The 26,322-nt window shown below is 69.2% G+C and carries 22 protein-coding genes and 1 pseudogene; 12 read left to right on the top strand and 11 right to left on the bottom strand.

What is annotated here, in order from left to right:
* Positions 1 to 12 precede the first annotated feature (12 nt).
* Genes ACWPN8_RS01885 through ACWPN8_RS01865 form a run of 5 tightly spaced genes read right to left on the bottom strand, consistent with a single transcriptional unit; the run spans position 13 to position 4,539 of the window.
* Positions 13 to 1,401, bottom strand: a complete 1,389-nt coding sequence (locus ACWPN8_RS01885) for a flagellar hook-length control protein FliK (protein WP_492239714.1) — start codon at positions 1,399 to 1,401, stop codon at positions 13 to 15.
* 5 nt (positions 1,402 to 1,406) lie between these two features.
* Positions 1,407 to 2,150 carry a MotE family protein gene (locus ACWPN8_RS01880; RefSeq protein ID WP_492239713.1) on the bottom strand — a complete coding sequence of 248 codons (744 nt, stop codon included), beginning with the start codon at positions 2,148 to 2,150 and terminating at the stop codon, positions 1,407 to 1,409.
* On the bottom strand, positions 2,147 to 2,818 hold the full coding sequence (locus ACWPN8_RS01875) for a DUF6468 domain-containing protein (RefSeq protein WP_492239712.1): 672 nt from the start codon (positions 2,816 to 2,818) through the stop codon (positions 2,147 to 2,149). The genes ACWPN8_RS01880 and ACWPN8_RS01875 overlap by 4 nt, the downstream gene beginning before the upstream one ends.
* On the bottom strand, positions 2,799 to 3,971 hold the full coding sequence (fliM, locus tag ACWPN8_RS01870; RefSeq protein ID WP_247872952.1) for a flagellar motor switch protein FliM: 1,173 nt from the start codon (positions 3,969 to 3,971) through the stop codon (positions 2,799 to 2,801). The genes ACWPN8_RS01875 and fliM overlap by 20 nt, the downstream gene beginning before the upstream one ends.
* 19 nt (positions 3,972 to 3,990) lie before the next feature.
* On the bottom strand, positions 3,991 to 4,539 hold the full coding sequence (locus tag ACWPN8_RS01865) for a flagellar basal body-associated FliL family protein (RefSeq protein WP_492239711.1): 549 nt from the start codon (positions 4,537 to 4,539) through the stop codon (positions 3,991 to 3,993).
* A 188-nt stretch (positions 4,540 to 4,727) separates the two neighbouring features.
* On the opposite strand from ACWPN8_RS01865, the gene fliF reads away from it, so the two are divergent.
* From fliF to ACWPN8_RS01830, 7 genes are all read left to right on the top strand, one after another.
* Positions 4,728 to 6,446, top strand: a complete 1,719-nt coding sequence (gene fliF / locus ACWPN8_RS01860; protein ID WP_492239710.1) for a flagellar basal-body MS-ring/collar protein FliF — start codon at positions 4,728 to 4,730, stop codon at positions 6,444 to 6,446.
* On the top strand, positions 6,446 to 7,132 hold the full coding sequence (locus ACWPN8_RS01855) for a FliH/SctL family protein (RefSeq protein ID WP_492239709.1): 687 nt from the start codon (positions 6,446 to 6,448) through the stop codon (positions 7,130 to 7,132). The genes fliF and ACWPN8_RS01855 overlap by 1 nt, the downstream gene beginning before the upstream one ends.
* Positions 7,133 to 7,153: 21 nt before the next feature.
* Positions 7,154 to 7,492, top strand: a complete 339-nt coding sequence (gene fliN / locus ACWPN8_RS01850) for a flagellar motor switch protein FliN (RefSeq protein WP_109446131.1) — start codon at positions 7,154 to 7,156, stop codon at positions 7,490 to 7,492.
* Positions 7,493 to 7,657: 165 nt separating this feature from the next.
* Positions 7,658 to 8,440 (top strand): flagellar type III secretion system pore protein FliP, encoded by a 783-nt coding sequence (gene fliP / locus ACWPN8_RS01845; RefSeq protein ID WP_199237638.1) that lies wholly within the window; start codon positions 7,658 to 7,660, stop codon positions 8,438 to 8,440.
* 4 nt (positions 8,441 to 8,444) lie between these two features.
* Positions 8,445 to 8,729 carry a hypothetical protein gene (locus ACWPN8_RS01840; protein ID WP_492239708.1) on the top strand — a complete coding sequence of 95 codons (285 nt, stop codon included), beginning with the start codon at positions 8,445 to 8,447 and terminating at the stop codon, positions 8,727 to 8,729.
* A gap of 9 nt (positions 8,730 to 8,738) precedes the next feature.
* Complete coding sequence (locus tag ACWPN8_RS01835; protein ID WP_492239707.1) at positions 8,739 to 9,767, top strand: flagellar motor switch protein FliG; 1,029 nt, start codon at positions 8,739 to 8,741, stop codon at positions 9,765 to 9,767.
* 45 nt (positions 9,768 to 9,812) lie between these two features.
* A complete protein-coding gene (locus ACWPN8_RS01830) occupies positions 9,813 to 10,529 on the top strand; it encodes a hypothetical protein (protein WP_492239706.1) in 717 nt (238 codons plus the stop codon).
* Between the two features lie 40 nt (positions 10,530 to 10,569).
* Here ACWPN8_RS01830 and ACWPN8_RS01825 read toward each other — a convergent pair whose 3' ends face one another.
* From ACWPN8_RS01825 to ACWPN8_RS01810, 4 genes are all read right to left on the bottom strand, one after another.
* Positions 10,570 to 11,406 carry an aldo/keto reductase gene (locus tag ACWPN8_RS01825; RefSeq protein WP_492239705.1) on the bottom strand — a complete coding sequence of 279 codons (837 nt, stop codon included), beginning with the start codon at positions 11,404 to 11,406 and terminating at the stop codon, positions 10,570 to 10,572.
* 101 nt (positions 11,407 to 11,507) lie between these two features.
* A complete protein-coding gene (locus ACWPN8_RS01820; protein ID WP_492239704.1) occupies positions 11,508 to 13,172 on the bottom strand; it encodes an ABC transporter ATP-binding protein in 1,665 nt (554 codons plus the stop codon).
* 11 nt (positions 13,173 to 13,183) lie between these two features.
* A complete protein-coding gene (locus ACWPN8_RS01815) occupies positions 13,184 to 14,263 on the bottom strand; it encodes an ABC transporter permease (protein ID WP_492239703.1) in 1,080 nt (359 codons plus the stop codon).
* Between the two features lie 157 nt (positions 14,264 to 14,420).
* On the bottom strand, positions 14,421 to 15,806 hold the full coding sequence (locus ACWPN8_RS01810; RefSeq protein ID WP_492239702.1) for a CmpA/NrtA family ABC transporter substrate-binding protein: 1,386 nt from the start codon (positions 15,804 to 15,806) through the stop codon (positions 14,421 to 14,423).
* 812 nt (positions 15,807 to 16,618) lie between these two features.
* On the opposite strand from ACWPN8_RS01810, the gene nirB reads away from it, so the two are divergent.
* The 4 genes and pseudogenes from nirB to cobA form a co-directional block, all read left to right on the top strand.
* Positions 16,619 to 19,126, top strand: a complete 2,508-nt coding sequence (gene nirB, locus ACWPN8_RS01805) for a nitrite reductase large subunit NirB (protein ID WP_492239765.1) — start codon at positions 16,619 to 16,621, stop codon at positions 19,124 to 19,126.
* Positions 19,127 to 19,132: 6 nt separating this feature from the next.
* The gene (gene nirD, locus ACWPN8_RS01800) at positions 19,133 to 19,540 is read left to right on the top strand and encodes a nitrite reductase small subunit NirD (RefSeq protein ID WP_109448330.1); all 408 of its coding nucleotides are present in this window, start codon (positions 19,133 to 19,135) and stop codon (positions 19,538 to 19,540) included.
* A gap of 34 nt (positions 19,541 to 19,574) precedes the next feature.
* Positions 19,575 to 22,214 (top strand): molybdopterin-dependent oxidoreductase, encoded by a 2,640-nt coding sequence (locus ACWPN8_RS01795; protein WP_492239701.1) that lies wholly within the window; start codon positions 19,575 to 19,577, stop codon positions 22,212 to 22,214.
* Positions 22,215 to 22,400: 186 nt separating this feature from the next.
* A pseudogene (gene cobA / locus ACWPN8_RS01790) lies at positions 22,401 to 23,177 on the top strand (uroporphyrinogen-III C-methyltransferase); the annotation flags it as partial.
* On the opposite strand, the gene ACWPN8_RS01785 reads toward cobA, so the two are convergent.
* Complete coding sequence (locus tag ACWPN8_RS01785; RefSeq protein ID WP_492239700.1) at positions 23,079 to 23,861, bottom strand: C40 family peptidase; 783 nt, start codon at positions 23,859 to 23,861, stop codon at positions 23,079 to 23,081. The pseudogene cobA and the gene ACWPN8_RS01785 sit on opposite strands and share 99 nt — an antisense overlap.
* Positions 23,862 to 24,103: 242 nt before the next feature.
* Between ACWPN8_RS01785 and ACWPN8_RS01780 the strand changes: the two genes are divergently transcribed.
* Positions 24,104 to 25,183: a saccharopine dehydrogenase family protein gene (locus ACWPN8_RS01780; protein WP_109448334.1), complete on the top strand. Its 1,080-nt coding sequence runs from the start codon at positions 24,104 to 24,106 to the stop codon at positions 25,181 to 25,183.
* A gap of 18 nt (positions 25,184 to 25,201) precedes the next feature.
* On the opposite strand, the gene ACWPN8_RS01775 is transcribed toward ACWPN8_RS01780, so the two are convergent.
* The gene (locus ACWPN8_RS01775) at positions 25,202 to 26,224 is read right to left on the bottom strand and encodes a potassium channel family protein (protein WP_492239699.1); all 1,023 of its coding nucleotides are present in this window, start codon (positions 26,222 to 26,224) and stop codon (positions 25,202 to 25,204) included.
* Positions 26,225 to 26,322 lie beyond the last annotated feature (98 nt).

The raw sequence follows: 26,322 nt of genomic DNA, 5'->3' as shown, positions 1-26,322 counted from the left end.
AGTCTTTCCTGTTCAGACGGTGACGTCGACCAGCCCGTCGATCGGGCGCAACGACCGGTCGGCAACGGGTTCGGGAACAGCCTCGGCCTGCACGCGCCAGCCGCCGGAACTGCCGCCGCGGTCGGGAGCGGCGAAACCGCGCGACTGGCCGTCGCCCTGCAACGAGAACTGAAGGCTGGAACTGTCGAGCGACAGGCCGGCATCGCCGAGCGCGCGTTCCAACTGCGTCAAGTCGCGCCGCAGCAGGACCAGCGTGTCGGCCTGTTCGGCCTGGACGGTCAGCGAGACCTTGCCGTCGCTGACGTCGGCGACGACGCGGATGCGGCCCAGTTCCGCCGGGGCGAGGTCGATGTGGAACTCGCCGCCGCCGGACTCCGCCACGCGGACCAGCGGGGCCGCCAGCTGCGCCATCGCCGGGCTGTGCGCGGTGGCGGCCCGGCCGGACGCGGCGGCAGCGGCATAGTGCGTCGCCGCCTGGGCCGGCAGGGGCGGCACCGCCTCGAACCCGGTGGCCGCCGCCTCGCCGCCGCCCGTGGCCGGGGGAGCGCCGAAGGGAAGGGCGGCATCCCGACCGGCGGGGGCGGGAGCGGTATCGGGTGCCGGCTGGCCGCGTTGGGGGGGTGCGGATGCAGCGGCCGGCTGGCCGGCATTGCCGGCAGCGGTATTCTGACGACTGCCTCGCAAGCCACGGACGACGGTGCGGGGATCGGTGCTTTCGTCGCGCCTGCTCTCCCGCCCGTCCGGGGAGGGCGTTGCCTCTGCGGTCGTGCCCGGTGTCGCGGATGTTGCGGCCGGCAGGGTGGCCTGTACGGCCTGGAGCGGCGCCGGAGCCTCCGCCGTCTGTCCGGCGCTGCCCTGTGCCGCCATGTCGGCCTGTGCCACCTGATCCGGTCCGCTCTTCCCGGCCGGTCCATTGGAGACGGACGGTTCCGGCGTCGGCTGCGGAATGGCTGCCGGTGCGGTCGTCGATGCGGTCGCCGCGGCTTGCTCGGCGGGGTGCCTGCCGATACCGGCGGGTTGTCCGGCTTTGGGCACGGCGGAGTCCGGCCCAGCTTCAGGGACCGCCGCTGTCAGAGCCGGTGAGACGGTGGGAGTCGCGTCGGACGGCGGAACGATGGCCACCATCCAGGGCATCAGCGGCGCGTCGGTGCCGCCAGCCTGGACGACCGCCTGCACCACCGCCTGGACGATTGCGCCCTGCGCGGCGACGGGATCGTCCGGCCGCGGGTCCCTGCGTTTGCGCAAGCGGTCGGGGCGGGCCGCATCGTCGGGCTCCTCGTCGGCGGACTCGTCGACCAGACTGGCGAAATCCTCGTCGCGCGCGTCGTCGCCGGACGAACCGCCGCGCTGGGTCTGGGTCGGGCGCGACGGGGCCGCGACGGCATCGGGCATGCTGGTCATGGCGCTCAATTGGTCAGGGTGGGGCGCGGCATGGCGGTGACGGGAACTGCGGCCCCGACGACCGCCGGAACGGCCTTGCGGTCGCCGGGCAGGGCGCGGCGTTGCAGGATCAGCCGCGTCACCTCGCGTGCCTTGGCGTCGGCCATCTCGGCCAGGATCGGCGCGGCGCGCCGTTCGGAAATGCGGTCCAGCACATCGACGACCATGTCGGTTTCCATGTCGGTCAGGATGCGGGCGGCGTCGCGCGGCTTCATCGCCTCGTAGATCGCCACCATCCGCTTCAGGTCTTCCTGCGCCAGGGTGGAGCGCTGGCTCATCAGCGCCTCGACCTCGCGCTTCACCCCGTTCAGCCGCTGGATCTGCGTGCCGACCCGCGCCTCGGTGGCGGCGAGCACCGCCTCGGCTTCGCGCAGGCGGTTCTGCCGGCCGGACGTGTCGGTCTTCTGCTCGTCGATGGCGGCGCGCAGCAGCGGATCGGTGCAGTTGGGCGGCGCCAGCGCCACCGGCGGCGGGATTTCGGCGACCGGCGTGGACGTCGGCTGTGGCAGCGGCAGCGGTGTGGGCGCCGCCTCCGCCGTGGCCTTGCCGTCGTTCGCCTTCAGGTCGGTCGCCCAGGGCCGTTCATGGGCGCCGAACTCGCGGTCGAACTGCTGGGCGATGACCGGAAAGCCGTCGACCAGGGCGCCGAGCTTCAGCGGCAGCACCATCAGCACGGCAACCAGGGTGATGGGAAGGATGCGCGGGATCATGCCGACGCCTCCGACCCGACGGTGCGCAGCCGCGCATAGAAGGCGCTGGCCGCCGCCTTCGCCGGGCCGGCGGACCCGGAAGCGGGCGCTGGGGCTGGGGCTGGCGCTGGGACTGGGGCGGCGGCCTCGACAGGCTGGCCGGCAACCGCGCGCAGCGCCGCTTCGAGCGCCTGGAACTCGCCCTTGTCCACGTCCGCCGCCTTCAATGCCGACAGCAGCGGAGAAGCGGGTGCGACCTCCGCGTCCCTGGTCACGCTACTGGCCTCATCACCCTCTTCCGGTCGCGCCCGGTTGCGCGCGGCGCGCGCAGAGCTTGCCATCGCGCCCTCGTCCAGGCGGCGCAGCAGGGCGCGGGCGTGCTGGACCGACTCCTCCATGCGCGCGGTGGTGCGCTCGCAGGAGCCCAGGATCAGCGTCATGTCCTCCTTCATGCCCCGGGCGCGGTCGAGATCGTCGGACAGCCGGGCAGCGATCTCCGTCGCCGACGCCACCATGCGCTTCATCGAGGCGTCGGTGTCGTCGATGGACTTGGAGAAGGTCGACACCAGGGCGTTGATCTCGGACTGGCCGGTGCGCAGCAGCTTCAGCCGCTTGTTGACGATGACCAGATAGGCGGTCGCCGTGACCAGCATCACCGCCAGGGCCGCATCAATGAGAAAGGAGACCATCGATCAGCTCCTGCTTGGTGTCGAGATCGGTGTCGATCTTCACCGCGATGTTGTCGTTGCGCTGTCCCATGTGTCCGGCGAACAGCGGGATGGTCTTGCTGAAGACCAGGACGGTGGAATCGGGGTTTATGCGCAGCTTCAGCGACTGGCCCTTCTGCCAGGCCAGCACCTCGCCCAGCGGAACCTTGGTCTCCGCCAGCACGGCGACCAGCTCCAGCTTGGAGCGCATCAGCTCGTTCTTCAGGTGGCTTTCCCACACCGTGTCATGGCCGAACTTCTCGCCCATGAACATCTGCACCAGCTTGCCGCGGACCGGCTCCAGCGTGGCGTAGGGGATGACGATGTCGATGTGGCCGATGCGGCGCTCCACCTCCACGGCGATGCGCACGCGGATGATGGCGTTGGTGGCCCGCGTGATGGTGGCGAACTGCGGGTTCACCTCCAGCCGGTCAAAGACGAAATCGACCTGGGCCAGCGGGTCGAAGGACTGCCCCAGATCCTGGAGCACCACCTTCATCATCCGCTCGGTCATCTTGCGTTCGATGGAGGTGTAGGCCCGCCCGTCGATCCGCCCCGGCCTCGACCGCCGACCGCCCAGCAGCACATCCATCATGCAATAGATCAGCGCGCTGTCGATGGTCACCAGCATCTGGTTGTCCCACGGCTCGGCGCGGGCGACGCCGATCAGGGCCGGCAGCTCGATGGCGTCCTGGAAGTCGGTGTAGCGCAGCCATTCGATCTTCGACAGCGATGCCTCGACGTTGGTGGAGGCAAACTGGCGCAGCGAGGTGTTCAGCATCCGCACCATGCGGTCGAACACCACGTCCAGCATCGGCAGCCGGTCCTTGTTGACCGTCGTCGAGCTGACCAGCCGCTGGATGGCGCTCATCTCCGGCCCGCCACCTTCCGGCGCGCCGAAATTCAGCAGCCGGTCGATCTCCTCCTGGCTCAGCGTCTTGGTCTCGCCGGCCAGCGCCTCCCGCATCGCCTCCGCCATTGCCGCGGCCTCCTCGGCCTGCGGCGGGGCGGGAGCGGCGGTCTGCTGGGCCGCGGCCAGTTCCCACGCGGCGTCCGACCAGTCCGCATCCTCGGCCGGAGGGGATTGGGGGGCTGGCATGGTCGTGGAAGGCGGGGCGGGGGTGTCGGTCGTCATCCGGTGCCTCTGGAGGTCGCTATTGCGTGAGCAGGCTGCGCAGCAGAACGTCGGTGACGACGTCGCGCCGGCCGGCGGGGTCGGACAGGATCAGGTTGAAGCGGCGCTTGATCTCGCTGCGCAGGCGGTGAAGCCCGGCCGATCCCTCAAGATCGTCCTGGTCCAGATTGCGCAGAAACTCCTGCAGGCTGTCGGTCAGCTGCGGCATCGCCTGTTCCAGCGCCTGCCGGTCGCGGTGGGCGACGGTCAGGGACAGGCCGATCTTCAGGAAGCGGGACGGCGTGTCGCGGCGAAGGTTGACCACCAGTTCCGGCATGTCGACCACGGCATCGGCCGGCGCCGTCTCCGCCGACCGCGTCCACAGCCGCTCGACCGCCTGCGGACCGGCAGCCAGCCAGTAGCCGCCGAACCCGGCCGCCGCCACCGCCGCCAGCGCCGCAAGGCCGGCGAGCAGCCGGGCGACCGGCAAGGCCACCACCAGGATGCGTCCCGATCCACGCAGCCGGTCGAGCACCTCGTCCCGTGCCGCACCCGTCCCTGTCTTCGCCATGCCGAACCGTGTAATCATCGCTCCATCCCACCGGACATTGCCGAAAATTTTAATCAACCGAGCGTTCTTTAAAGTTTTAGCGGCTTTGTCTTTGGCGACATCCCCGTTTTTTACTCCGCTTAAAAGTCGCGTCGTTAGCGTGACGGGGTGCGCAGGGCGAAGACTAGGCCCGCCGATTTTCAGAAACTTTAAAGGTGCGGGGAACCGTGGACAGTCTGATCGACACCTTGCGGTCCTTGGGGCGCGGTCGGCTGCTCGTGCTGGCGGGCACCGGGCTCGGCATCGTCCTGGCGGTCGCCGGTATGGCGCTGCTGCTGTCGCAGCCGCACATGACCGCCCTTTACAGCGGGCTGGAACCGGCGGAGGCTGGCCGCATCGCCAAGGCGGTCCAGGACATGGGCGTGCCGGTCAATGCCGGCTTCGACGGCACGACGATCAGCGTGCCGCATGCCGACGTCTCCCGCGTCCGCATGGCCCTGGCGGAGAAGGGCCTGCCCGCGCATGGCGGTGTCGGCTACGAGCTGTTCGACACCGACAAGCCGCTGGGCATCACCAGCTTCATGCAGCGCATCAACCGCCTGCGCGCCATGGAAGGGGAGCTGGGCCGCACCATCGAGACGCTGTCCGGCGTCGAGGCCGCCCGCGTCCACATCGTCCTGCCGGAGCGCGAGGAGTTTTCGCGCAGCGCGCCGAAGCCGACGGCCTCGGTGGTGGTGCGCATGCGCGGCCGGGGGTCGATGGACCGCAAACAGGCCCTGTCGATCCGTCATCTCGTCTCCGCCGCCGTGCCCAACCTGAAGCCCAGCGCCGTGACGGTGATGGACTCCTCCGGCGAGCTTCTGCTGACCGAGGACGATGGGCCGGGGCTGGCGTCGGCGCGCACCGACGGGCTGCGGGTCGCGGCGGAAACCCGCGTCGCCCGCGCGGTGGAGCAGATGCTGACCGCCCGGCTCGGCGCCGGCAATGTCCGCGTCCAGGTCGCCGCCGAGGTGGAGACCAAGCGCGAGGTGGTGCGCAGCCAGACCTTCGACCCCAACAGCCAGGTGATCCGCTCCACCCAATCCGTGCAGGAGCAGGAGCGCAGCCAGGACAGCAATGGCGAGCCGCCGGTCACCGCCGAACAGAACCTGCCGCAGCGCGACGTGCGCGCCCAGCAGCAGGGGCCGCAATCCTCCAACGACACCAAGCGGCAGGAGGAGACGGTCAATTACGAGATCTCCAACGTCAGCCGCGAAACGGTGATCGAGCCGGGCGACGTCCGCCGCCTCAGCGTCGCCGTGCTGGTCAACGGCACCTGGAAGACCGCCGCCGACGGCACCCGCCAGTACGAGCCGCGCAGTGCGGAGGAGCTTCTGCGCCTGGGCGAGCTGGTCCGCTCCGCCATGGGCTTCAGCGAGGCGCGCGGCGACCGGGTGACGGTGGACAATCTGGAATTCGTCGATCTGGCCCCCGACCTCGCGCCGCGCCCGCTGGGCGACGAGATCGCCGAGACGCTGACCCGCAACGTCATGACGCTGATCCAGTGGGTGATCCTGCTGGTGCTCTCCGCCCTGGTGATCCTGGTCGGCCTGCGTCCGCTGATCCGCCGCGTCTTCCCGGCGCCGGAACCGGTGGTGGCGGAGGCTCCCGCCCCGGCGCTGGCAGCTCCGGCCGGCGGCGCCATGCCGCAGCTTACCGGTCCCGCCGTCACCGCGGCGGCCGGTGCGGCGCTGGCCGACGGCGGGGAGGCCGATGCCGCGCTGGCCGCCGCGCCGATGGCGCCGCAGCTGGGCATCGAGGAGACGATGGACCAATTGATCGAGCTGCGCACCGTGGAGGGCCGCGTCCGCGCCTCCTCCATCCGCCGGCTGGGCGAACTGGTCGACCAGTATCCGGACGAGGCCATCGATATCCTGCGCTCCTGGCTCTATGAGGAGGTGGCGTGATGGCCGCCTATCCGCGCTACCGCTTCGACCACAGCTTCGGCGCGCCCGCCGCAGTGCTGGAACCGGACGAGGCGGATGCCGTCGATCCGCTCGACCTGCCGAGCCTGTCCGAGCGCGACCATCGCGCCGCACTGGACAAAACCCGCCGGACCGCGCTGGCCGAGGGCCTCGCCCAGGGCCGGCGCGACGGCGAACTGGCCGCCGCCCGCCGGATCGAGGCGGAGCTGTCGGCCACCCTCGACCGGCTGGCACAGCGGATGGCGGCGCTCGACACCGATCATGCCGCTCTGATGGAGCGGCTGGAGGCCCAGGGCGCCTTCGTTCTGCTGGCGCTCGTCCGTCGGATGGCGCCGCGGCTGCTCGACAAGGTCGCCCGCGCCGAGGTGGAGCGTCTGGCCGTCGATGCCCTGCGCGCCGCCGGGCCGGCTCCCGTCCTGACCCTGCGCCTGCACCCCTCGCTCTGCGGCCCGCTGGAGGAGCGGCTGGCCGGGCTGGGCAGCTTCCAGGGCCGCCTCGACATCCAGGGCGACCCGGCGCTGGACGTCGGCGCCCTGGAGGCGGGTTGGGGCGCCGGCTCCGTCAGCCGCGACCCGGCCGCCATCCAGGCTTCCATTGAGGCCGCCGTCGCCGCCCTCACCGACCGGGCCGTCGCCGCCCTGGCGCCGGCACTGTCGCCCGCCCCTTAACGATCCGGAGCGAGAACCCTCATGCCTCCCTTGAACCTCGACATGCTCGACGACGATCCCAAGCAGGCGGAGAAGGCCGCCGAAAAGGCCGGCGACAAGCCTTACGACGGGCCGATGAACGCGATCTACAACGTGCCGGTGGACGTGCAGGTGGTCCTTGGCCGCACCAGCATGCTGGTGGCGCAACTGCTGAAGCTCGGCCGCGGCGCGGTGCTGGAACTGGAGCGCAAGGTGGACGAACCGGTCGAGGTGCTGGTCAACCACCGTCTGGTCGCCCGCGGCGAAGTGGTGATCGTCGAGGATCAGCGGCTCGGCGTGACGCTGACCGAGATCGTGCGGACGGAGCTGGAGATCGACTGAGGGACTGTCCCCTCTCCCCCCTGGGGAGAGGGTTAGGGTGAGGGGGACGCGCGGCGTGCCTTGGTCGGCCCAGCAGCATTTCGCATCCTTGCCTATCCACCCCCTGCATCCCCCTCACCCCGACCCTCTCCCCGGGGGGAGAGGGAGCATCCCCGAAAGCCTCCCATGCGCCTCCGATCGCTGATCCTCCTCGCCCTTCTCCTCGCCGCCGGCCCGGCCGCGGCGGCGCCGCTCGACCTCAATCTCGGTGCGCTGGGCTCGCTGGCGGACGGAGGGAGCCTGTCGGGGCGGATCGTCCAGGGCATCGTGTTGCTGACGGTGCTGAGCGTCGCGCCCGGCCTGCTGATCATGGTCACCTGCTTCACCCGCATCATCGTCGTGCTGTCGCTGCTGCGCTCCGCTCTCGGGTTGCAGCAGTCGCCGCCCAACATGGTGCTGGTCAGCCTCGCCATGTTCCTGACCTTCCACATCATGGGGCCGGTGATCGACAGCGCCTGGCAGGACGGGCTGCGTCCGCTGCTGAACGAGCAGGTCACCCAGGAGCAGGGGCTGGAGCGGATGATCGAGCCGTTCCGCGGTTTCATGGCCTCGCATGTCCGGGACCGCGATCTGGCCGCCTTCGCCGCCTTCACCGCAAAGCCGAAGCCGGCGGGCGAGGGCACCGAACCGGCTCGGGACGAGCGTCCGGTGACGGCGGAAAGCGTCGATCTGCGGCTCTTGATGCCGGCCTTCCTGCTGTCGGAGCTGCGCCGCGCCTTCGAGATCGGCTTCCTGCTGTTCCTGCCCTTCCTGGTGATCGACATGGTGGTGGCGGCGATCCTGATGGCGATGGGCATGATGATGCTGCCGCCGGTGATGATCGCGCTGCCCTTCAAGATCATCTTCTTCGTGCTGACCGACGGCTGGTTCCTGATCGCCGGCAGCCTGATCCGCTCCTATGGGGTGTGAGACGATGGACGACACGCCCGCCGACGTTGCCGCCAGTCCCGGCGCCAGTCTGGCCGACAGCCTGCTGGCGCTGGCCCGCCGCCGCGGGGTGGCGGTGCCGGAGGACGGTTCGGTCGCCGGGCTGCTTGCCGCCCTCGATCCCAACCCGCTGATCCCGCATCCGCTGCTGCTGGTGGCCGGGGCGGTGATGGCGGTGGCCTTCCGCCATGACCGCGCGCTGGCCCTGCCGCCGGCCGACGCGTCCGACAACGCCCCGTCTTCCGCCCGCTCCGCCGATTGCTCATTCTGAGGTGCCGCCATGGGAACGCCGATCAAGATCCGTGAGAACTACAAGAGCCTGACCGGCATCGAGAAGAGTGCGGTCATCTTCCTGGCGCTGGGCGAGGAACGCGGATCGCGGCTGATGGAGCGGCTGGACGAGGACGAGATCCGCCTCGTCAGCCGCTCGATGGCGACGCTGGGCAACGTCACCTCCAATCTGGTGGAGACGCTGATGCGCATCTTCACCGAACGCTTCGCCAATGCCGGATCGGTCGTCGGCTCCTACGACAGCACGGAGCGGATGCTGAACCGCTTCCTGCCGGCCGACCGCGTGACGGAGATCATGGGCGAGATCCGCGGCCCCGCCGGCCGCACCATGTGGGAGAAGATGTCCAACGTGAACGAGGGGGTGCTCGCCAGCTATCTCGCCGGCGAATATCCCCAGACGGCGGCGGTCATCCTGTCCAAGATGCGGGCCGACCACGCCGCCAAGGTGCTGGTCCTGCTGCCGCCGGCCGCGCGCACCGAGGTGATCGAGCGCATGATCCAGATCGAATCGGTGCAGCGCGAGGTGCTGCTGGACATTGAATCGATCCTGCACAACGAATTCATGGCGAATTACGCCCGCACCCACGGCAACAACTCGCTGGAGCGGATGGCCGACATCTTCAACCGCATCGACCGCGAGACGCTGACCGAGATCTTCGACGATCTGGAAACCGTGATGCCGGAGCCGACCCAGCGCATCAAGCAGCTGATGTTCACCTTCGAGGATCTGATGCGGCTCGACCGCGTCTCGTTGCAGGCGGTGATCCGCCGCTGCGACACCGGCCAGCTCGCCATCGCGCTGAAGGGGGCGCCGACGCCCCAGCGCGACCATTTCCTGTCGGTCCTGTCCGAACGCGCCCGCCTGATCCTGCTGGACGAGATCGAGAACATGGGCCCCTTGCGCATGCGCGACGTCAACGATGCCCAGGCGGAGATCGTGCGCGTCGCCAAGGCGATGGCGGAGGACGGCACCATCATCATCCCGCAATCCGACGACGCCGACGCCGTCGTCTATTGAGCGGAGCGCCAGCGAATGGGGACCATCCGGATGGAGGCCGATTGAATGGCGGGGCGCGACCTCGTTCCCCGGCATGTGCCGCCGCCGAGCCTGCTGGCGGCGCATTTCGCCTCGTCGCCGGCACCCGCCGCCCATGCCCACGGCTTGGCCGACGGCGACGAGGCACCGGCGCTGGTGCGCCGTCTGCTCGACCTGCTGGAGTCGCTGTCGCCGGCCGATGCGGTGCTGGCGCGCGGCTGCCTGCCGCGCTGCGATTCGACGTTCGGCGCGGCACTCGCCCTGTTCCTGGCGGCGACCGCCGGCGGCTGCCGCGGCTGGGTCGGCGCGGACGCGGCCGCAAGGCTGGCGGATCTGGACGGCGGATTGCTGATCGACGAGTGCGACCGGGCGCTGGCGTCGCGCTTCCAGCCGGTGGACGGGCGGCTGTGGCGGCTGTCGCGCGTGCCCCTGCTCGACAGCGACGACGGGCTGCTCTGTGCCGTCGGCATCGACGACGGGCTGTCCGACCGCGTCACCCTGGTGCTTCAGGCCCGGCCGCAGCGGCTGGGCCCGGTGCAGCTGATGGCGACGCTGGCAGGCCACCGGCTGGACGTGACCTTGCGGCTGGCGATGGGCCTGCCGTCCGCCGCCCTGGCCGACCTGCATGAAACCTTCAGCACCGCCCTGGCCGACTGCCGGATCGACGGGGCATTGACCGTCGGCCCGCTGGCCGATGCGTGGCTTGGGCTGGATCAGCCCCTATCGTCCGATCTGGCGCTGTGACCGGGGCGTTCCGCTCCTTCGGCCATCCCCGGATCGTCGCTCAGATCATTGCCAGCGGCTGCTTGCGTTTCGGCGGCGGAAAGGCCTTGTCGATCTCCGCGATGTCCTCGCCGGTCAGGGTCAGCTTCACCGCCTCGGCATTCTCCAGCGCATGCGCCGTCGTGCCGGCCTTGGGGATCGCGATCACCCCCTGCTGCCGCAGTGCCCACGCAATCGCGACCTGGGCCGGCGTCACGCCGTGGCGCTTCGCCACCGCCAGCAAGGCGGGGGAGCGCAGCAGGCGACCGCCCTGGCCGATGGGGGAATAGGCCATCACCGGCATCCGCGCGGTGTGCTGGAAGGGCAGCAGGTCGTATTCGATACCGCGGTGTTCGGGGTTGTAGAGCACCTGATTGACGGCGCAGCCGTGCAGGTCGGTGGCCTCCGCCAGTTCCTCCAGATCGTCGACATCGAAGTTGGAGACGCCCCAGCGGGCGATCTTGCCGGCCTGGATCAGCGATTGGAACGCCTCCACCGTCTCCTCCAGCGGCACGCCGCCGCGCCAGTGCAGCAGATAGAGGTCGATGCGGTCGATCTTCAGCCGCTTCAGGCTGCGCTCGCAGGCCTTGACCGTGCCGATGCGCGACGCGTTGCTGGGCAGCACCTTGGTGACGATGAACAGCCCGTCGCGCCGGCCGGCGATGGCCTCGCCCACCAGTTCCTCCGACGCGCCGTCGCCATACATCTCGGCGGTGTCGATCAGGGTCATGCCGCGGTCGATGCCGGCCCGGATGGCGGCGATCTCGGCGGCGCGGTCGCCGCGCCCTTCCGCCATCATCCAGGTGCCCTGGCCGAGAGCCGGGACCTCGGTGCCGTCCGGCAGGGTCACGCGCTTCATCTTCCTCTCTCCCGTCTCAATCGCCGAAAGACAACAAGCTGGTCCCGCGGGGCCAGCTTGTCGATGGGTCTTCGGTGGGCTTTCCGGGGGATGGGACGCCGCTATGCCGCCTTTTTCGGCGCCCCGGCATGGCCGCCTTCGAGGAAGTTCAGCAGCTCCTCGCGGTAGTCGTAATAGCGCGGGTGCTCCAGCAGGGCCTGGCGGGTGCGGGGATGGGGGATGTCGACGGATAGGATGTGGCCGATCTTGGCGTTCGGGCCGTTGGTCATCATCACCACCCGGTCGGCCAGCAGCAGCGCCTCGTCCACGTCATGGGTGACGCAGACCGCGGTGACCTTGGTGCGCGCCCACACCTCCATCAGCACTTCCTGCAACTCCCAGCGGGTCAGGCTGTCGAGCATGCCGAACGGCTCGTCCAGCAGCAGCAGCTTGGGCGACAGGGCGAAGGCGCGGGCGATGCCGACGCGCTGCTTCATGCCGTTGGACAGCTCCGACGCCTTCTTGTTCATGCTGTCGCCCAAGCCCACGCGGGCGAGGTAATAGCGGGCGATGTCGGCGCGCTCGCCCTTGCTGGCGTGCGGGAAGACGCGGTCGACGCCGAGCATGACGTTTTCGTAAGCCGTCAGCCAGGGGAACAGGCTGGGGGCCTGGAACACCACGGCGCGGTCGGGACCGGCGCCGTCCACCTCCTTGCCGTCCAGCACGATGCCGCCGCTGGTCACGTCGGCCAGCCCGGCGACCATCGACAGCACGGTGGACTTGCCGCAGCCGGAATGACCGATCAGCGAGACGAACTCGCCCTTGCGCATCTTCAGATCGAAGCCGTCTACCACGGTCAGCGGACCCTTCGGCGTGGCGAAGGTCTTGGTCAGGCGGGTGAATTCGAGATAGCGGTCCTCCATCCCGCGCCCGCCCATCGCCTCGATATAGGCCTTGGGCGGGGGCGAGGCGGTGATCGGCTTCACGTCGGGCAGGACAAGCCCGTCATCGCCGCCGGTCCCGCGGGCGACGCCGACCTCCATCAGATACGCGGTGACCTCGGCGCGCAGGCGTTTGAAATCCTCGTCATGGTTGACGGCGGTGCGGTCGCGCGGGCGCGGCAGATCGACGGTGAAGGCAGGGCCGAGCGTGGCGTTCGGGCCGGGGGTCAGGGGCACGATGCGGTCGGCCAGCAGGATCGCCTCGTCCACATCGTTGGTGATGAGGATGACGGTCTTGCGGTCCTTGCGCCAGATCGCCTCGATCTCGTCCTGAAGCTTGGCGCGGGTCAGGGCGTCGAGCGCCGACAGCGGCTCGTCCAGCAGCAGCATCTCCGGGCTCATGGCCAGCGCGCGGGCGAAGCCGACGCGCTGGCGCATGCCGCCCGACAGTTCCTTCGGCCGGCGGTCGGTGGCATGGCCGAGACCGACCGTCTCCACCGCCCGGCGGGTCAGCACGCCGCGTTCGGCGCCGCCCTTCGCCTTGTGGACGGCGTCCACCGCCAGGGCGACATTCTCCTTCACGCTGAGCCAGGGCATCAGCGAATAGGACTGGAAGACGAGGCCGCGCTCCGGGCCGGGGCCGGTGACCGGCTTGCCGCGGTAGAGCACTTCGCCGGCATCGGGCATCGCCAGACCGGCGATCAGGTTGATGAGGGTCGACTTGCCGGAGCCGGAGAAGCCGACGATGGCGACGAACTCGCCCTCTTCGATCGACAGGTCGATGTCGCGCAGCACGGTGTTGCCGCCGTAGGACTTCGACACACCCTTCAGGTCCAGGATCGCCATGGCCGGTCTCCTTAGCGGGCGGGGCTGTGGCTGACGGCGGACTGGAGCGCCAGCATCACGCGGTCGAGCAGGAAGCCGATCAGGCCGATGGTGAAGACCGCCACCATGATCCTGGCGAGCGAGCTGGCGGAGCCGTTCTGGAACTCGTCCCAGACGAACTTGCCGAGGCCGGGGTTCTGGGCCAGCATCTCCGCCGCGATCAGCACCATCCAGCCCACGCCCAGCGACAGGCGCAGCCCGGTGAAGATGAAGGGCAGGGCCGACGGCAGAACGAGGCGGCGGACCATGGTGAAGCCGGAGAGCTGAAGCACCTTGCCGACATTCATCAGGTCGCGGTCGATGGAGGAGACGCCGACCGCCGTGTTGATCAGCGTCGGCCACAGCGAGCACAGCGTGACGGTGATGGCGGACGTCAGGAAGGACTTCTCGAACAGCGGGTCGCTGCCCGACACGGTGGCGCTGACCACCATGGTGACCAGCGGCAGCCAGGCCAGCGGCGACACCGGCTTGAAGATCTGGATCAGCGGGTTGATCGCGGCGTTGACCGTCGGCGACAGGCCGCTCGCCACCCCCAGCGGCACCGCCACCAGGGCACCCAGCAGGAAGCCGGTGAAGACGGTCTTCAGGCTGGTGACGATCTGGTCGAGGTAGGTCGGCTTGCCGGCATAGGGGCGGGTCCTGACCTCCGCCTTCGGATCCTTCGCCAGGATCTCGGCGTTGCGCTTGGCCTGCCGGTCGTAGAAGGCGGCCTCCTTGGCGCGTTCGGCCTTGTGGTCGGCGTAGAGGTTGGTCGCCTGCTCCCACACCTGGGCCGGGCCGGGGATGGCGCCGAGGCTGGTCTGCACCTGCGGGGCGGCCCAGCCCCAGGCGGCGAGGAACAGCAGGATGGCGGTGAGCGGGATGCCCATCTGGCGCCACAGCTCGATGCCCTGCTGGCGCGGGTTCTCGCCGGATGCCAGCCGCAGCAGCGGCGCCAGCCAGCCGAGGCCGATCGTGGTCAGGGCGGAGGCGATGCGGTTCAGCACATGGGCGCGGCGGGCCTTGTGCTGGGCGCGGGCAAGGTCGGCGGAGGTGTCGGTCAGGCTGGTCATGGAAGTCTTCCCCTTGGAAAGATCCCTTCTCCCCCCTGGGGAGAAGGTTAGGATGAGGGGGTTCGGCGCAGCCGAAATCAGTTCGGCCTGTGCATCCCCCTCACCCCGACCCTCTCCCCGGGGGAGAGGGGGAATTGGCGGGTAAAGGCGGGAGGACTCAGCCCCCCACCACCTGACCGCCCTCGATCTTCTGGTCGCCCTTCAGGCCGATGGGCTGCTTGGCGAGGTAGTCGTTCGGCTTGTGGCCGTCATAGGGGATGCCGTCGATGAAGCCGGTGTCGACCGGCTTGTAGCCGTCGCTCTTCCACGGGAAGTCGGCTTCCTTGGATTTGCCCTCCTCGACCAGCAGCTTCGCGGCCTGGAGATAGATGTCCGGCTTGTAGACGCTGCGGGCGGTCTCGTCGTACCAGTTGTCGGGCTTGGCCTCGGCGATCTGGCCCCAGCGCCGCATCTGGGTCAGGTACCAGACGGCGTCCGAATAGAAGGGGTAGGTCGCGTTGTAGCGGAAGAAGACGTTGAAGTCGGGAACGTCGCGCTTGTCGCCCTTCTCGTATTCGAAGGTGCCGGTCATCGAATTGGCGATGACCTTGGCGTCGGCGCCGACATATTCGGACTTGGCGAGGATCTTCACCGCTTCGGCGCGGTTGGCATTGTTGTTCTCGTCCAGCCACTGGGCGGCGCGGATCAGCGCCTTGACGACGGCCAGATGGGTCTTGGGGTTCTTGCTAGCCCACTCGTCGGTGACGCCGAAGACCTTCTCGGGGTTGTTCTTCCAGATCTCGGTGTCGGTGATCACCGGCACGCCGATGCCCTTGACCACCGCCTGCTGGTTCCACGGCTCGCCGACGCTGTAGCCGTAGATGGTGCCGGCCTCCAGCGTCGCCGGCATCTGCGGCGGCGGGGTGACGGAGAGCAGCGCGTCGGCGCCGATCTGGCCCGACACGTCGGTCGGGCTGTAGAAGCCGGGGTTGATCCCGCCCGATGCCAGCCAGTAGCGCAGCTCGTAATTGTGGGTCGAGACCGGGAAGACCATGCCCATGTTGAAGGGCTTGCCCTCGGCCTTGTACTGGGCGATCACCGGCTTCAGCGCATCGGCCTTGATCGGGTGGACCGGCTTGCCGTCGGCGCCGGTGGGCACGTTGGCCTTCATCTTGCGCCAGACGTCGTTCGACAGCGTGATGCCGTTGCCGTTCAGGTCCATCGAGAAGGCGGTGACGATGTGGGCCTTGGTGCCGAAGCCGATGGTGGCACCCAGCGGCTGGCCGGCCAGCATATGGGCGCCGTCCAGCTCGCCGGAGATCACGCGGTCGAGCAGGACCTTCCAGTTCGCCTGCGGCTCCAGCGTGACGGAGAGGCCTTCATCCTCGAAGAAGCCCTTCTCGGCGGCGATGGCGAGCGGCGCCATGTCGGTCAGCTTGATGAAGCCGAGCTTCAGCTGCTCCTTTTCGACGTCGAGCGGGGCGGCATAGGCAGAGACGCTTGCCGTCAGGGCGACGACGGCAGCAGCGGATGAGAGAAGGTGGCGGAAGGTGCGGTGGGCCACGTCGGTTGCTCCATCTCTGAAATCCGGACCAGCGGTCGGGCGTGCGACACCGGTGTCGATTTTCTGGGCAGATTCCGGACTGGCTGTTTTTCGGGCAGATGGCTCATGCGTGCCTTGGCCGTCGAAAGCGTCCAGCGGGATCGACCGGAAAAGCCTTTTGAAAAGGCCTGTCGATACCGGGGTCGGCAACACTGCCGGGGGCTGGCCCATCATTGGACGCTTGGGATGCACGCACCGTCGTTGGCGCGTCTCTGGCATGCCTCTTCGCAAGCCTCATGCCAAAGGATGGCTTTTGCCGAAAAATCGGCCGGAGCGGTTGATTTCGTTGGCTATGACCGGGCTGAAGGTATGAGCTGCCTGTCGAGAGTATCGGGCCGCCTGCTGATTTTTGCGGCGCACACAGGCCGGCATGTCCATGCTTTGTGCAATACCTAAGCATGATCCAAAAATAGGCACCTAGGTATCGGGTGCGATGATGGTCGGGAGCCCGCGGAATCCCTGGAGTTTTGCCGGACGCACCCATCGATGCGGTGACTGGCACGTGGATTGCTTAGGAGACGGCGAGACAACAGCGGGCGCCGGCAACGTCGTCGGTGCCCGCAACATCGGCCAACACCGTGCGACGACGTGCGGATTTGGCCCTGGTTCGACGACGAACCGCCCGGACAACGGCGTCCGAACAGGTTTGCACCGGTCTTCGCGGTTCACTCGCGGGGCAGGGACGCAGGCCCGTTCGGACGCCTTTCTTTTTGGCCCCGTGCCTGACTTTGCAGCAGGCCGGACACGATAGACGAGGCAGACGCGCCATGGACATGCATCTCTCATCGAACAACGGGCCCGCCGTCGAATCCAACGAATCAGAACTGCACAGCACCGGCCCGGTCAGGGAACGGCTGGTTGTGGTCGGCAACGGCATGGCCGGCATGAAGACGGTGGAGGAACTGCTGGCCAAGGCGCCCGGCCGCTTCGACATCACCGTCTTCGGTGCCGAGCCGCACCCCAATTACAACCGCATCATGCTGTCGCCGGTGCTGGCGGGCGAGAAGACCTTCGACCAGATCGTGCTGAACAGCCGCGAGTGGTACGACGCCAACGGCATCGCGCTGCTGACCGGCGAGGCGGTTGAGAGCATCGACCGCGTGGGCAAGATGGTGGTCTCGCAGTCCGGCCGCGTCGTTCCCTATGACCGGCTGCTGATCGCCACCGGCTCCATGCCCTTCATCATCCCGGTGCCGGGATCGACCCTGCCCGGCGTCATTGGCTTCCGCGATCTGGCCGACGTCGACGCCATGCTGGCGGCGGCGGCGAAGGGCGGCCGCGCCGTGGTGATCGGCGGCGGGCTCTTGGGGCTGGAAGCCGCCAACGGCCTGCGCGTCAAGGGTATGGAGGTCACCGTCGTTCATCTGATGCCGACGCTGATGGAACGCCAGCTCGACCCGTCGGCCGGCATGCTGCTGCAACGCGAGCTGGAACGCCGCGGCATCGAGGTGCTGACCGGCGCCGACACGGCGGAGATTGTCGGCGACGAGTGGGTCAGCGCGGTCCGGCTGCGGGATGGGCGCGAACTGCCGGCCGACATCGTCGTCATGGCGGTGGGCATCCGCCCCAACATGGCGCTGGGCAAGGCAGCCGGTCTGGACTGCGGGCGCGGCATCCGCGTCGACGACCGGATGCGCACCAGCGACCCGTCGATTTCCGCGGTCGGCGAATGCGTCGAGCATCGCGGCGTCACCTGGGGCCTCGTCGCTCCGTTGTTCGAGATGGCGAAGGTGCTGGCCCACGATCTCGCGGGCGGGGAGGGGGCGGCCTACACCGGCTCCGTCACCTCGACCAAGCTGAAGGTCACCGGCGTTGACGTGTTCTCCGCCGGCGATTTCTCGGGAGGGGTGGGGACCGAGGACATCGTGTTCCGCGACGCCGCCCGCGGTGTCTACAAGCGTCTGGTGCTGAAGGACGGCAAGCTGCTGGGCGCGGTGCTGTATGGCGATACCAAGGACGGCGCCTGGTACTTCTCGCTGCTGAAGGACGGCACCGACGTGTCGGCCGAGCGCGACAGCATGATCTTCGGCCAGGGCTTCGGCGGCGCCGACGCCGGCGACCCGAACGCCGCCATCTCGGCACTGCCCGACAGCGCCGAGATCTGCGGCTGCAACGGCGTCTGCAAGGGCACCATCGTCAAGGCGATCACCGAGAAGGGCCTGACCAGCCTGGACGAGGTGAAGGCGCACACCAAGGCCTCTGCCTCCTGCGGCGGCTGCTCCGGCACGGTGGAACGGCTGCTGGCGGTGACGCTGGGCGACGGCTTCACCGCCGCGCCCAAGGTCAAGCCGATGTGCAAATGCACTCACCACACCCATGATCAGGTGCGGGCGGCCATCGTCGAGAGCGGGCTGAAGACCATGCCCGAGGTCTTCCAGGCGATGGAGTGGACGACGCCCGACGGCTGCGCCTCCTGCCGGCCGGCGCTGAACTATTACCTGCTCTGTGCGTGGCCGGGCGAGTACAAGGACGACTACCAGTCGCGCTACATCAACGAGCGCGCCCACGCCAACATCCAGAAGGACGGCACCTATTCGGTCGTGCCGCGCATGTGGGGCGGCCTGACCAATGCGGCGGAACTGCGCGCCATCGCCGACGTGGTCGACAAGTTCGCCATCCCGACCGTGAAGGTGACCGGCGGCCAGCGCATCGACCTGTTCGGCGTGAAGAAGGAGGATCTGCCGGCGGTCTGGGCGGATCTGAATGCCGCCGGGATGGTGTCGGGCCATGCCTATGCCAAGGGGCTGCGCACGGTGAAGACCTGCGTCGGGTCGGAATGGTGCCGCTTCGGCACGCAGGATTCGACCGGGCTGGGCGTGAAGCTCGAGCGGATGACCTGGGGCACCTGGACCCCGCACAAGGTCAAGCTGGCGGTGTCCGGCTGCCCGCGCAACTGCGCCGAGGCCACCATCAAGGATCTCGGCGTCGTCTGCATCGACAGCGGATACGAGCTGCATGTCGGCGGCAACGGCGGCCTGCATGTCCGCGCCTGCGACCTGCTGATCCGCGTGGGCACGGAGGAGGAGGTTCTGGAATACACCGGCGCCTTCATGCAGCTCTACCGCGAGGAGGCCCGCTATCTGGAGCGCACAGCACCCTGGGTTGAGCGGGTCGGCCTCGACCACATCAAGGCGGCGCTGGTCGAGGATCCGGAGCGGCGCCGGGCGTTGAACGCGCGCTTCCTGTTCTCGCAGACCTTCTCGCAGGACGACCCGTGGGCGGAACGCGCCGCCAAGGGCGTCGACCGTCACGAATTCAATCTGCTCGCCGAAGTGGGGTAAGGGATCATGGACAGCATCATCATGGAAAACGCCGTCTCCGAGCCCGCCATCTCGGAAACCGTCTGGACCCAGGTCGGCAGCATCGACGACATCCCGGTGCTGGGCTCGCGCGTCGTCCGCACGCCCGGCGGCGACATCGCCCTGTTCCGCACGGCGGCCGACGAGGTCTTCGCGCTGGAGGATGCCTGCCCGCACAAGCAGGGGCCGCTGTCCCAGGGCATCGTCCATGGCCGCCGCGTCACCTGCCCGCTGCACAGCTGGGTGATCGAACTGGCGACCGGCGAGGCCGTCGCCCCCGACGAGGGCCGCACCGGCCATGTCCCGGTGCGGGTCGAGGGGCGCAGCGTCGCCATCGCGCTGGGCGAGGCCAAGCTGTCGCGCGGCGGCTGCCGCAAGGCCTGCGGCCATGTTTGACGGGGCGGAGTCGCCCTCCGGACCGGCACGGGAGGTGAAGACCACCTGTCCCTATTGCGGGGTCGGGTGCGGGGTGATCGCGCGCGTTTCGGCCGATGGCGCCGTGACCGTGCGCGGCGATGCCGACCACCCGGCGAACCGGGGACGGCTCTGCTCCAAGGGATCGGCGCTGGCCGACACGCTGGTGCCGGATGGGCGGCTGCTCTATCCGGAAATCGGCGACAAGCGGGTGTCGTGGGACGAAGCGCTGGACGAGGTGGCCCGGCGCTTTTCCGACACCATCGCCAGGCATGGGCCGGACTCGGTGGCCTTCTACGTCTCCGGCCAGCTGCTGACCGAGGATTACTACGTCGCCAACAAGCTGATGAAGGGCTTCATCGGCTCGGCCAACATCGACACCAACTCGCGGCTGTGCATGGCCTCGTCGGTGGTCGGGCACAAGCGGGGGCTGGGCGCCGACGCGGTGCCGGGGGCTTACGAGGATTTCGAGTGCGCCGATCTGGTGGTGCTGGTGGGGTCCAACCTCGCCTGGTGCCACCCGGTTTTGCACCAGCGGCTGCTGGCGGCACGGGCCGAACGCGGCACCCGGATCGTCGTCGTCGATCCAAGGCGGACCGACTGCGTCGATGCCGCCGACCGCCATCTGGCGCTGAGGGCCGGCACCGACGCGCTGCTGTTCAACGGGCTGATGGCCTATCTGGATGAGCGCGGCCATCGCGATGCGGGCTTCGTCGCCGCCCATGCCGAGGGGGTCGAGGAGGCGCTGGCCGCCGCCCGTGCCGATGCGCCGGATGTGGCGACCGTGGCCCGCCGCTGTGGGCTGGAGGAGGCGGAGGTCGCCGCCTTCTATGCCGAGTTCGCCGCCACAGACCGGGTGGTGACGGTCTATTCGCAGGGCGTCAACCAGTCCTCCCAGGGCAGCGACACCGTCAACACCATCCTGAACGTCCATTTCCTGACCGGGCGCATCGGCCGGCCCGGCTGCGGCCCCTTCTCCGTCACCGGGCAGCCGAACGCCATGGGCGGGCGCGAGGTCGGCGGGCTGGCGAACCAGCTGGCCGCCCATATGGGCTTTACCGAAACGGAAGTGGACCGGGTCGGCCGCTTCTGGAATGCGCCGCGCGTGGCGGCCAAGCCGGGGCTGAAGGCGGTCGATCTGTTCCGCGCCATCGAGGCCGGCACGGTCAAGGCGGTGTGGATCATGGCGACCAACCCTGCCGTCAGCATGCCCGATGCGGGCCGGGTGCAGCGGGCGCTGGAACGCTGCGAGACGGTGGTGGTCTCCGACTGCATCCGCGACACCGACACCGGCCGCTTCGCCCATATCCGCCTGCCGGCCAGGGGCTGGAGCGAGAAGGACGGCACCGTCACCAACTCCGACCGCACCATCTCGCGCCAGCGCGCCTTCAAGGACGGCGCCGGGGAGGCGCGGGCTGACTGGTGGATCGTCACCCAGGTCGCCCGCCGCATGGGTTTCGCCGAGGCTTTCTCCTACGAGAGTGCTGCGGCGGTGTTCCGCGAGCATGCCGCGCTGTCGGACTTCGAGAATGGCGGGACGCGGGCGTTCGACATCGGGGCGCTGAGCGGGCTGGACGATGGCGGGTACGATGCGCTGGCGCCCTTCCCCTGGCCCTGGCGGGTGGATGCCAAGCCGCAGAAGCGGCTGTTCGGCGATGGACGATTCTTCACCGCGGACGGGCGCGCCCGGGTGCTGCCGGTCACGGCGAAGCCGCTGCCGCGCGAGATGCCGGACGGGGCGCTGTTGCTGAACACCGGGCGGCTGCGCGACCAGTGGCATACCATGACCCGCACCGGACTGTCGGCGCGGCTGTCCGCCCATGCGCCGGAACCGCGGCTGGAGATCCACCCGGCCGATGCAGCGGCGTGGGGGCTGGAGGATGGCGGGCTGGCCCGCATCGCCACGGCGGCGGGTGAGGCGCTGGCGCGGGTGCGCGTCACCGATGCGCAAGGCGAAGGCACGGTCTTCCTGCCGATGCATTGGACCGAGCGCTTCACCGGTGCCTGCGTCATCGGCCGGCTGGTCGACGACGAGGCGGTGGACCCCTTCTCCGGCCAACCCGACCTGAAGCGGATGCCGGCGACGGTGGAGCCCTGGCGGCCGCACTGGAACGCCTTCCTGCTGGTCCGCCATGCCGTGGAGCCCGGCCATGGCGGCTATTGGGCGCGCCGCGCCGTGGCGGGCGGGCATCTGGTGGAGATGGCGGGGATGGGGGCGATCCCGGCGGTGGCGGAGTGGCTGCCCGGCCTCGACCCCGCCGGGGCGGTGGTGGAGTTCCGCGACCCTGCGCGCGGCGGCCTGCGGATGGCCTGGATGGACGGGGACCGGCTGGAGGCCTGCCTGTTCGTCGCCGCCGACGGGCGCCTGCCGCCGCGCGGTTGGCTCGCCGGGCTTTTGGAAAAGGATGGGCTGGACGACGGGGCGCGGGCCGGGCTGCTCGCCGGCCGGGCGCCGGGGGTGCAGGCCGATGAGGGGCGGATCGTCTGTGCCTGCTTCAGCGTCGGCATCAACCGGTTGGTCGGCGCCATCCGCGACCGCCGGCTGACCAGCGTGGCGGAGATCGGTGCGGCATTGAAGGCCGGGACGAATTGTGGTTCCTGCGTGCCTGAACTCAAGGAGGTGCTTCGTCATGCTCACCAGCGCGAAGTGGCGTGAGAGTCTCGCGGCGCTGGCGCGCCTCTTGGTGCCGCGCTTTGCGGGTGCTGGCGGCGGTGCCTTGTCCCTTCTCCCTCTCCCTTGGGAAAGGGCCGCCACGCGACCCCCTCACCCTAACCCTCTCCCCGGGGGGAGAGGGGGTACCGTGCTGCTCGGCAAAAAGAGTGCGGGCAAGTCACCCTCGTCGGTGCCGGTCCCGGCGACCCCGACCTGCTGACCGTCGCGGCGGTCAAGGCGCTGGCGGCGGCCGAAGTCGTGCTCTACGACGCGCTGGTCGGCGACGGGATCCTCGACCTCGCCCATCCCAAGGCCGAGCGCATCTGCGTCGGCAAGCGCTCCGGCCGGCATTCGCTGCCGCAGGGGGAGATCAACGCGCTGATCGCCTTCCATGCCCGGCGTGGCAAGCGGGTGGTGCGGCTGAAGGGCGGCGACCCGATGGTGTTCGGCCGGGCCGGCGAGGAGATCGAGCATCTCGACAGCCTCGGCATTCCGGTGCGGGTGGTGCCGGGAATCACCGCGGCACTCGGTTGTGCCGCTTCGACCGGGCTGTCGCTGACCAAGCGCGGGGTGTCGCGCGCCGTCACCTTCGTCACCGCCCATGGCCGTGACGGAGAGCGGTTCGAGCCCGATTGGGCGCGGCTGGCCGATCCGCAGGGCACGCTGGCGATCTACATGGGACGCGAGCAGGCTCGCGCGGTCGGGCAGGGGCTGACCGGTGCCGGGCTGCCGGCCACGACGCCGGTGCTGGCGGTGGAGAATGGCTGCCGGCCCGACGAGCGGCGGTACTGGACGACGCTCGGCCGGATGGCGGAGCAGGGGGTGGCCGCCGGCAAGGGGCCGACCCTGCTGCTGGTGGGGGAGGCGCTACGCCCGCGCCAAATTGCCGGTGAGACGGTTGGGACGGCGGACACCATTGACCTCCGCGCGCTCGGCGACCTCGCTCAGGGGTTCGATCACGACTGACATGGTGAAGACGGTGGCGTGCAGCAGGTTCGTCCCGTCCACCATCAGCCCGACATGGCCGGGGAAGAAGACGATGTCGCCGCGCCGATACTCGACGCCGCGGCCGTCCTCGGACACCCACGCCCCCAGCCGCTCGTCTTTGCGCTGCATGCCGCTGCTGTGGTGGGAGACGATTCCGGCGGCCGCCATGGCGGTCAGCACCAGCCCGGAACAGTCGATGCCGAAGCTGCTGCGGCCGCCCCAGACATAGGGCGTCTCCAGGAAGCGCAGGGCGGTGGCGATGTGGTCGGGGGCGGGAGTGGCGCCCACCGGCTCCAGCCAGCCGGCGAACAGCCACAGCCCGTCGTCGGTGCCGACCCAGCCATTTTCGGCCCGGCCGTCCAGCGTCACCAGCGACCCGAAGCTGAGCGTCGCCACCGGCGGCGCCCGGTGCGTCGCCGCCGGGTGCAGGTCGGCGCGCAGGGCCCGCACACGGTGGGTGGGGGCGACCGGCTCCCGATGCGCGGTGCCCGGCGGCAGCCAGCCGACATGGCCGTCGAAGGCGTTCTCCGCCCGCAGCCAGCCGTCACGCTCCTCCAGAATGCGGAAGCGCTCACCGCGGATCATCTCGCTGGTCTGGGCGATGCCGTCCTGCGGCTCTTCCAGCAGGACGGCGTGCGGGGCGGTCAGTTGGCGAAGGGTCATGGGGGGCGGGCCGGATTTGGGGAAACCGGCTGCGACCTTAGCGCCGCCGCCGCGGTGGTGCGAGGGATAAAGCATGTCCGTCATTTCAACGGGAATTCCGTCATTTCACCGGAAAACTCAAGCGCCACCGGCGCATTGCCCGGTTCTGCCCGGCGGCATCCGCCGACATCTTTCGTGTGCGGGCCAAACCATCGGCATGGCCCGCCAACACGGGACACGGCTGAACAGAGGAGCGGGAGACCATGGCAACGATGAAGGTTCTGGTTCTGGGGGCGGGCAAGATCGGCTCGATGATCGGCACGCTGCTGTCCGAGACCGGCGATTTCGCCGTCACCATCGGCGACCGGGACGAGGCGCTGCTGTACCGCGCCGAACATGCCGGGCTGCGGGTGGCGCGTGTCGATGTCGAGGATCCGGCGTCTCTGCGCGCCGCCATGGAAGGCCAGCAGGCGGTGTTGAGCGCCTGCCCCTTCACCCTGACCCCAGTCATCGCCACCGCCGCCGTCGCGGCCGGCGCCCATTACCTCGACCTGACCGAGGATGTCGCCGCCACCCGCAAGGTGAAGATGCTGGCGGAGACGGCCAGTACGGCGCTGATCCCGCAATGCGGTCTGGCGCCGGGCTTCATCTCCATCGTCGGCCATGACCTCGCCCGCCGATTCGACGAGCTGCACAACCTGCACCTCAGGGTCGGCGCGCTGCCGCAATACCCGACCAACGCCCTGAAATACAATCTGACCTGGAGCACCGACGGGCTGATCAACGAGTATTGCAACCCGTGCGAGGCCATCGTCGACGGCCGTCCGCACGAGGTGATGCCGCTGGAGGGTGACGAGCGCTTTGCGCTGGACGGTGTCGATTACGAGGCCTTCAACACGTCGGGCGGGCTGGGCTCGCTGTGCGAGACGCTGGCCGGCAAGGTGCGGAACCTCGATTACAAGACGGTCCGCTATCCCGGCCACCGCGACATCGTCCGCCTGCTGATCCGCGACCTGCGGCTGGGCGAGCGGCGCCATCTGCTGAAGGACGTGCTGGAGACCGCCGTGCCGCTGACCTTGCAGGACGTGGTTCTGGTGCTGGCGACCGCCACCGGCATGCAGGACGGCGAGCTGCGGCAGGAGACCTTCGCCACCAAAATCTACAGCAAGCCGATCGCCGGCCGCACCTGGAGCGCCATCCAGGTCACCACCGCCGCCGGCATCTGCGCCGTGCTGGACCTGCTGCGCGAGGGCTCCATCCCGCAGGCCGGCTTCATCCGGCAGGAACAGGTGCCGCTGGATGCCTTCCTGAACAACCGCTTCGGCCGGCATTACAAGGGGTGAGCGTGTGGGGGGCCGATCCTAGTTGGGTTGGCTCCCCTCCGCGGGCAGGCTGATGATCAGAAGGGTGTCCTGCAGCTGGATGAGGTAGCGGTTGCGTTCGGTGAAGGGGATGTCGCGGCCGTGGCTGTGGACCTGCACCACCATGCCGGCGCTGACCTCCGCCATGGTCAGGCCGACCTCGTCCGGCTCCGCCCGGCGTTCGCTCAGCACCATCTGCCCGCCGGCCGACATCAGGTCGCACAGGAAGGGGGTGGCGTAGCGCGTCTCCACCGCGTCGGCCATCAGGTAGCCGCCGATCTTGGGCGGCGACACCACCAGGTCGGCGCCGCTGAGGTTGGCGAGCTTGATGTTCTCCTCCTGCTTGATGTTCGCCACGATCTTGGTGGCGGCGGACAGGTGGCGCACGGTCAGGATCACCAGGATGGTGGTGTCGTCGCGCCCGGTGCTGACGATCACCGCCTTCGCCTTGCCGACACAGGCATTTTTCAGCGTGTCCTCGCTGGTGCCGTCGCCGAGCAGGCCGACGAAGCCGCAGTCGGCCGCCAGCTGGATGCGGTCCTCCGACTCGTCGATGACGACGATGTGGTCGGCGGGATGGCCCTTCGAGACGGTCTCCTGCGCGGCGATGAAGCCGCTGTGCCCGAAGCCGCACAGCACGATGTGGCCTTGCAGCTGCTTCTGAATGCGGCTCAACCGGAATTCCTCCACGATCCTCTGCACCACCAGCTCATAGGCGGTGCCGAGGAAGATGAACCAGATGAAGATGCGGATCGGCGTGACGGCGAAGGCGTCGATCAGCCGGGCGGTGTGGCTGACCGGAACGATGTCGCCGTAACCGACGGTGGTCACCGTGATCATGGCGAAGTAGAGGATGTCGGGAAAGCTGATGTGGCCATCGATCTGGTCCTTCAGCCCGTCGCGGTCGAACCAGAACACCGCGATGACCAGCGCGATCAGGGCGGCGACGATCCCGACCCGCAGCAGCAGGGTCTTTTCCGCCGACAGTCCAGAGCGGACATGGAGAAGCCTTCCCTTTCGCAAGGACGGTTTGGTCCGCCGTCTGTCCTGAAGTCTCCGTTCCACCGCTTCCCGCATCCGCCGTCGGTCCATATGGGGCTTGTCGAAAGCCCCGGCTGATT

This window comes from Azospirillum sp. UENF 112521 (assembly GCF_058780665.1).
The sequence above is the reverse complement of the archived record's forward strand: the minus strand, read 5'-3'. Positions and strand labels throughout refer to the sequence as shown.

Bases quoted from the DNA above. Each gene is read 5' to 3' on its own strand.
- ACWPN8_RS01885 (WP_492239714.1), bottom strand. From the start codon at position 1,401: ATGACCAGCATGCCCGATGCCGTCGCGGCCCCGTCGCGCCCGACCCAG.
- ACWPN8_RS01880 (WP_492239713.1), bottom strand. From the start codon at position 2,150: ATGATCCCGCGCATCCTTCCCATCACCCTGGTTGCCGTGCTGATGGTG.
- ACWPN8_RS01875 (WP_492239712.1), bottom strand. From the start codon at position 2,818: ATGGTCTCCTTTCTCATTGATGCGGCCCTGGCGGTGATGCTGGTCACG.
- fliM (WP_247872952.1), bottom strand. From the start codon at position 3,971: ATGACGACCGACACCCCCGCCCCGCCTTCCACGACCATGCCAGCCCCC.
- ACWPN8_RS01865 (WP_492239711.1), bottom strand. From the start codon at position 4,539: ATGATTACACGGTTCGGCATGGCGAAGACAGGGACGGGTGCGGCACGG.
- ACWPN8_RS01855 (WP_492239709.1), top strand. From the start codon at position 6,446: ATGGCCGCCTATCCGCGCTACCGCTTCGACCACAGCTTCGGCGCGCCC.
- fliN (WP_109446131.1), top strand. From the start codon at position 7,154: ATGCCTCCCTTGAACCTCGACATGCTCGACGACGATCCCAAGCAGGCG.
- fliP (WP_199237638.1), top strand. From the start codon at position 7,658: ATGCGCCTCCGATCGCTGATCCTCCTCGCCCTTCTCCTCGCCGCCGGC.
- ACWPN8_RS01840 (WP_492239708.1), top strand. From the start codon at position 8,445: ATGGACGACACGCCCGCCGACGTTGCCGCCAGTCCCGGCGCCAGTCTG.
- ACWPN8_RS01835 (WP_492239707.1), top strand. From the start codon at position 8,739: ATGGGAACGCCGATCAAGATCCGTGAGAACTACAAGAGCCTGACCGGC.
- ACWPN8_RS01830 (WP_492239706.1), top strand. From the start codon at position 9,813: ATGGCGGGGCGCGACCTCGTTCCCCGGCATGTGCCGCCGCCGAGCCTG.
- ACWPN8_RS01825 (WP_492239705.1), bottom strand. From the start codon at position 11,406: ATGAAGCGCGTGACCCTGCCGGACGGCACCGAGGTCCCGGCTCTCGGC.
- ACWPN8_RS01820 (WP_492239704.1), bottom strand. From the start codon at position 13,172: ATGGCGATCCTGGACCTGAAGGGTGTGTCGAAGTCCTACGGCGGCAAC.
- ACWPN8_RS01815 (WP_492239703.1), bottom strand. From the start codon at position 14,263: ATGACCAGCCTGACCGACACCTCCGCCGACCTTGCCCGCGCCCAGCAC.
- nirB (WP_492239765.1), top strand. From the start codon at position 16,619: ATGCATCTCTCATCGAACAACGGGCCCGCCGTCGAATCCAACGAATCA.
- nirD (WP_109448330.1), top strand. From the start codon at position 19,133: ATGGACAGCATCATCATGGAAAACGCCGTCTCCGAGCCCGCCATCTCG.
- ACWPN8_RS01785 (WP_492239700.1), bottom strand. From the start codon at position 23,861: ATGACCCTTCGCCAACTGACCGCCCCGCACGCCGTCCTGCTGGAAGAG.
- ACWPN8_RS01780 (WP_109448334.1), top strand. From the start codon at position 24,104: ATGGCAACGATGAAGGTTCTGGTTCTGGGGGCGGGCAAGATCGGCTCG.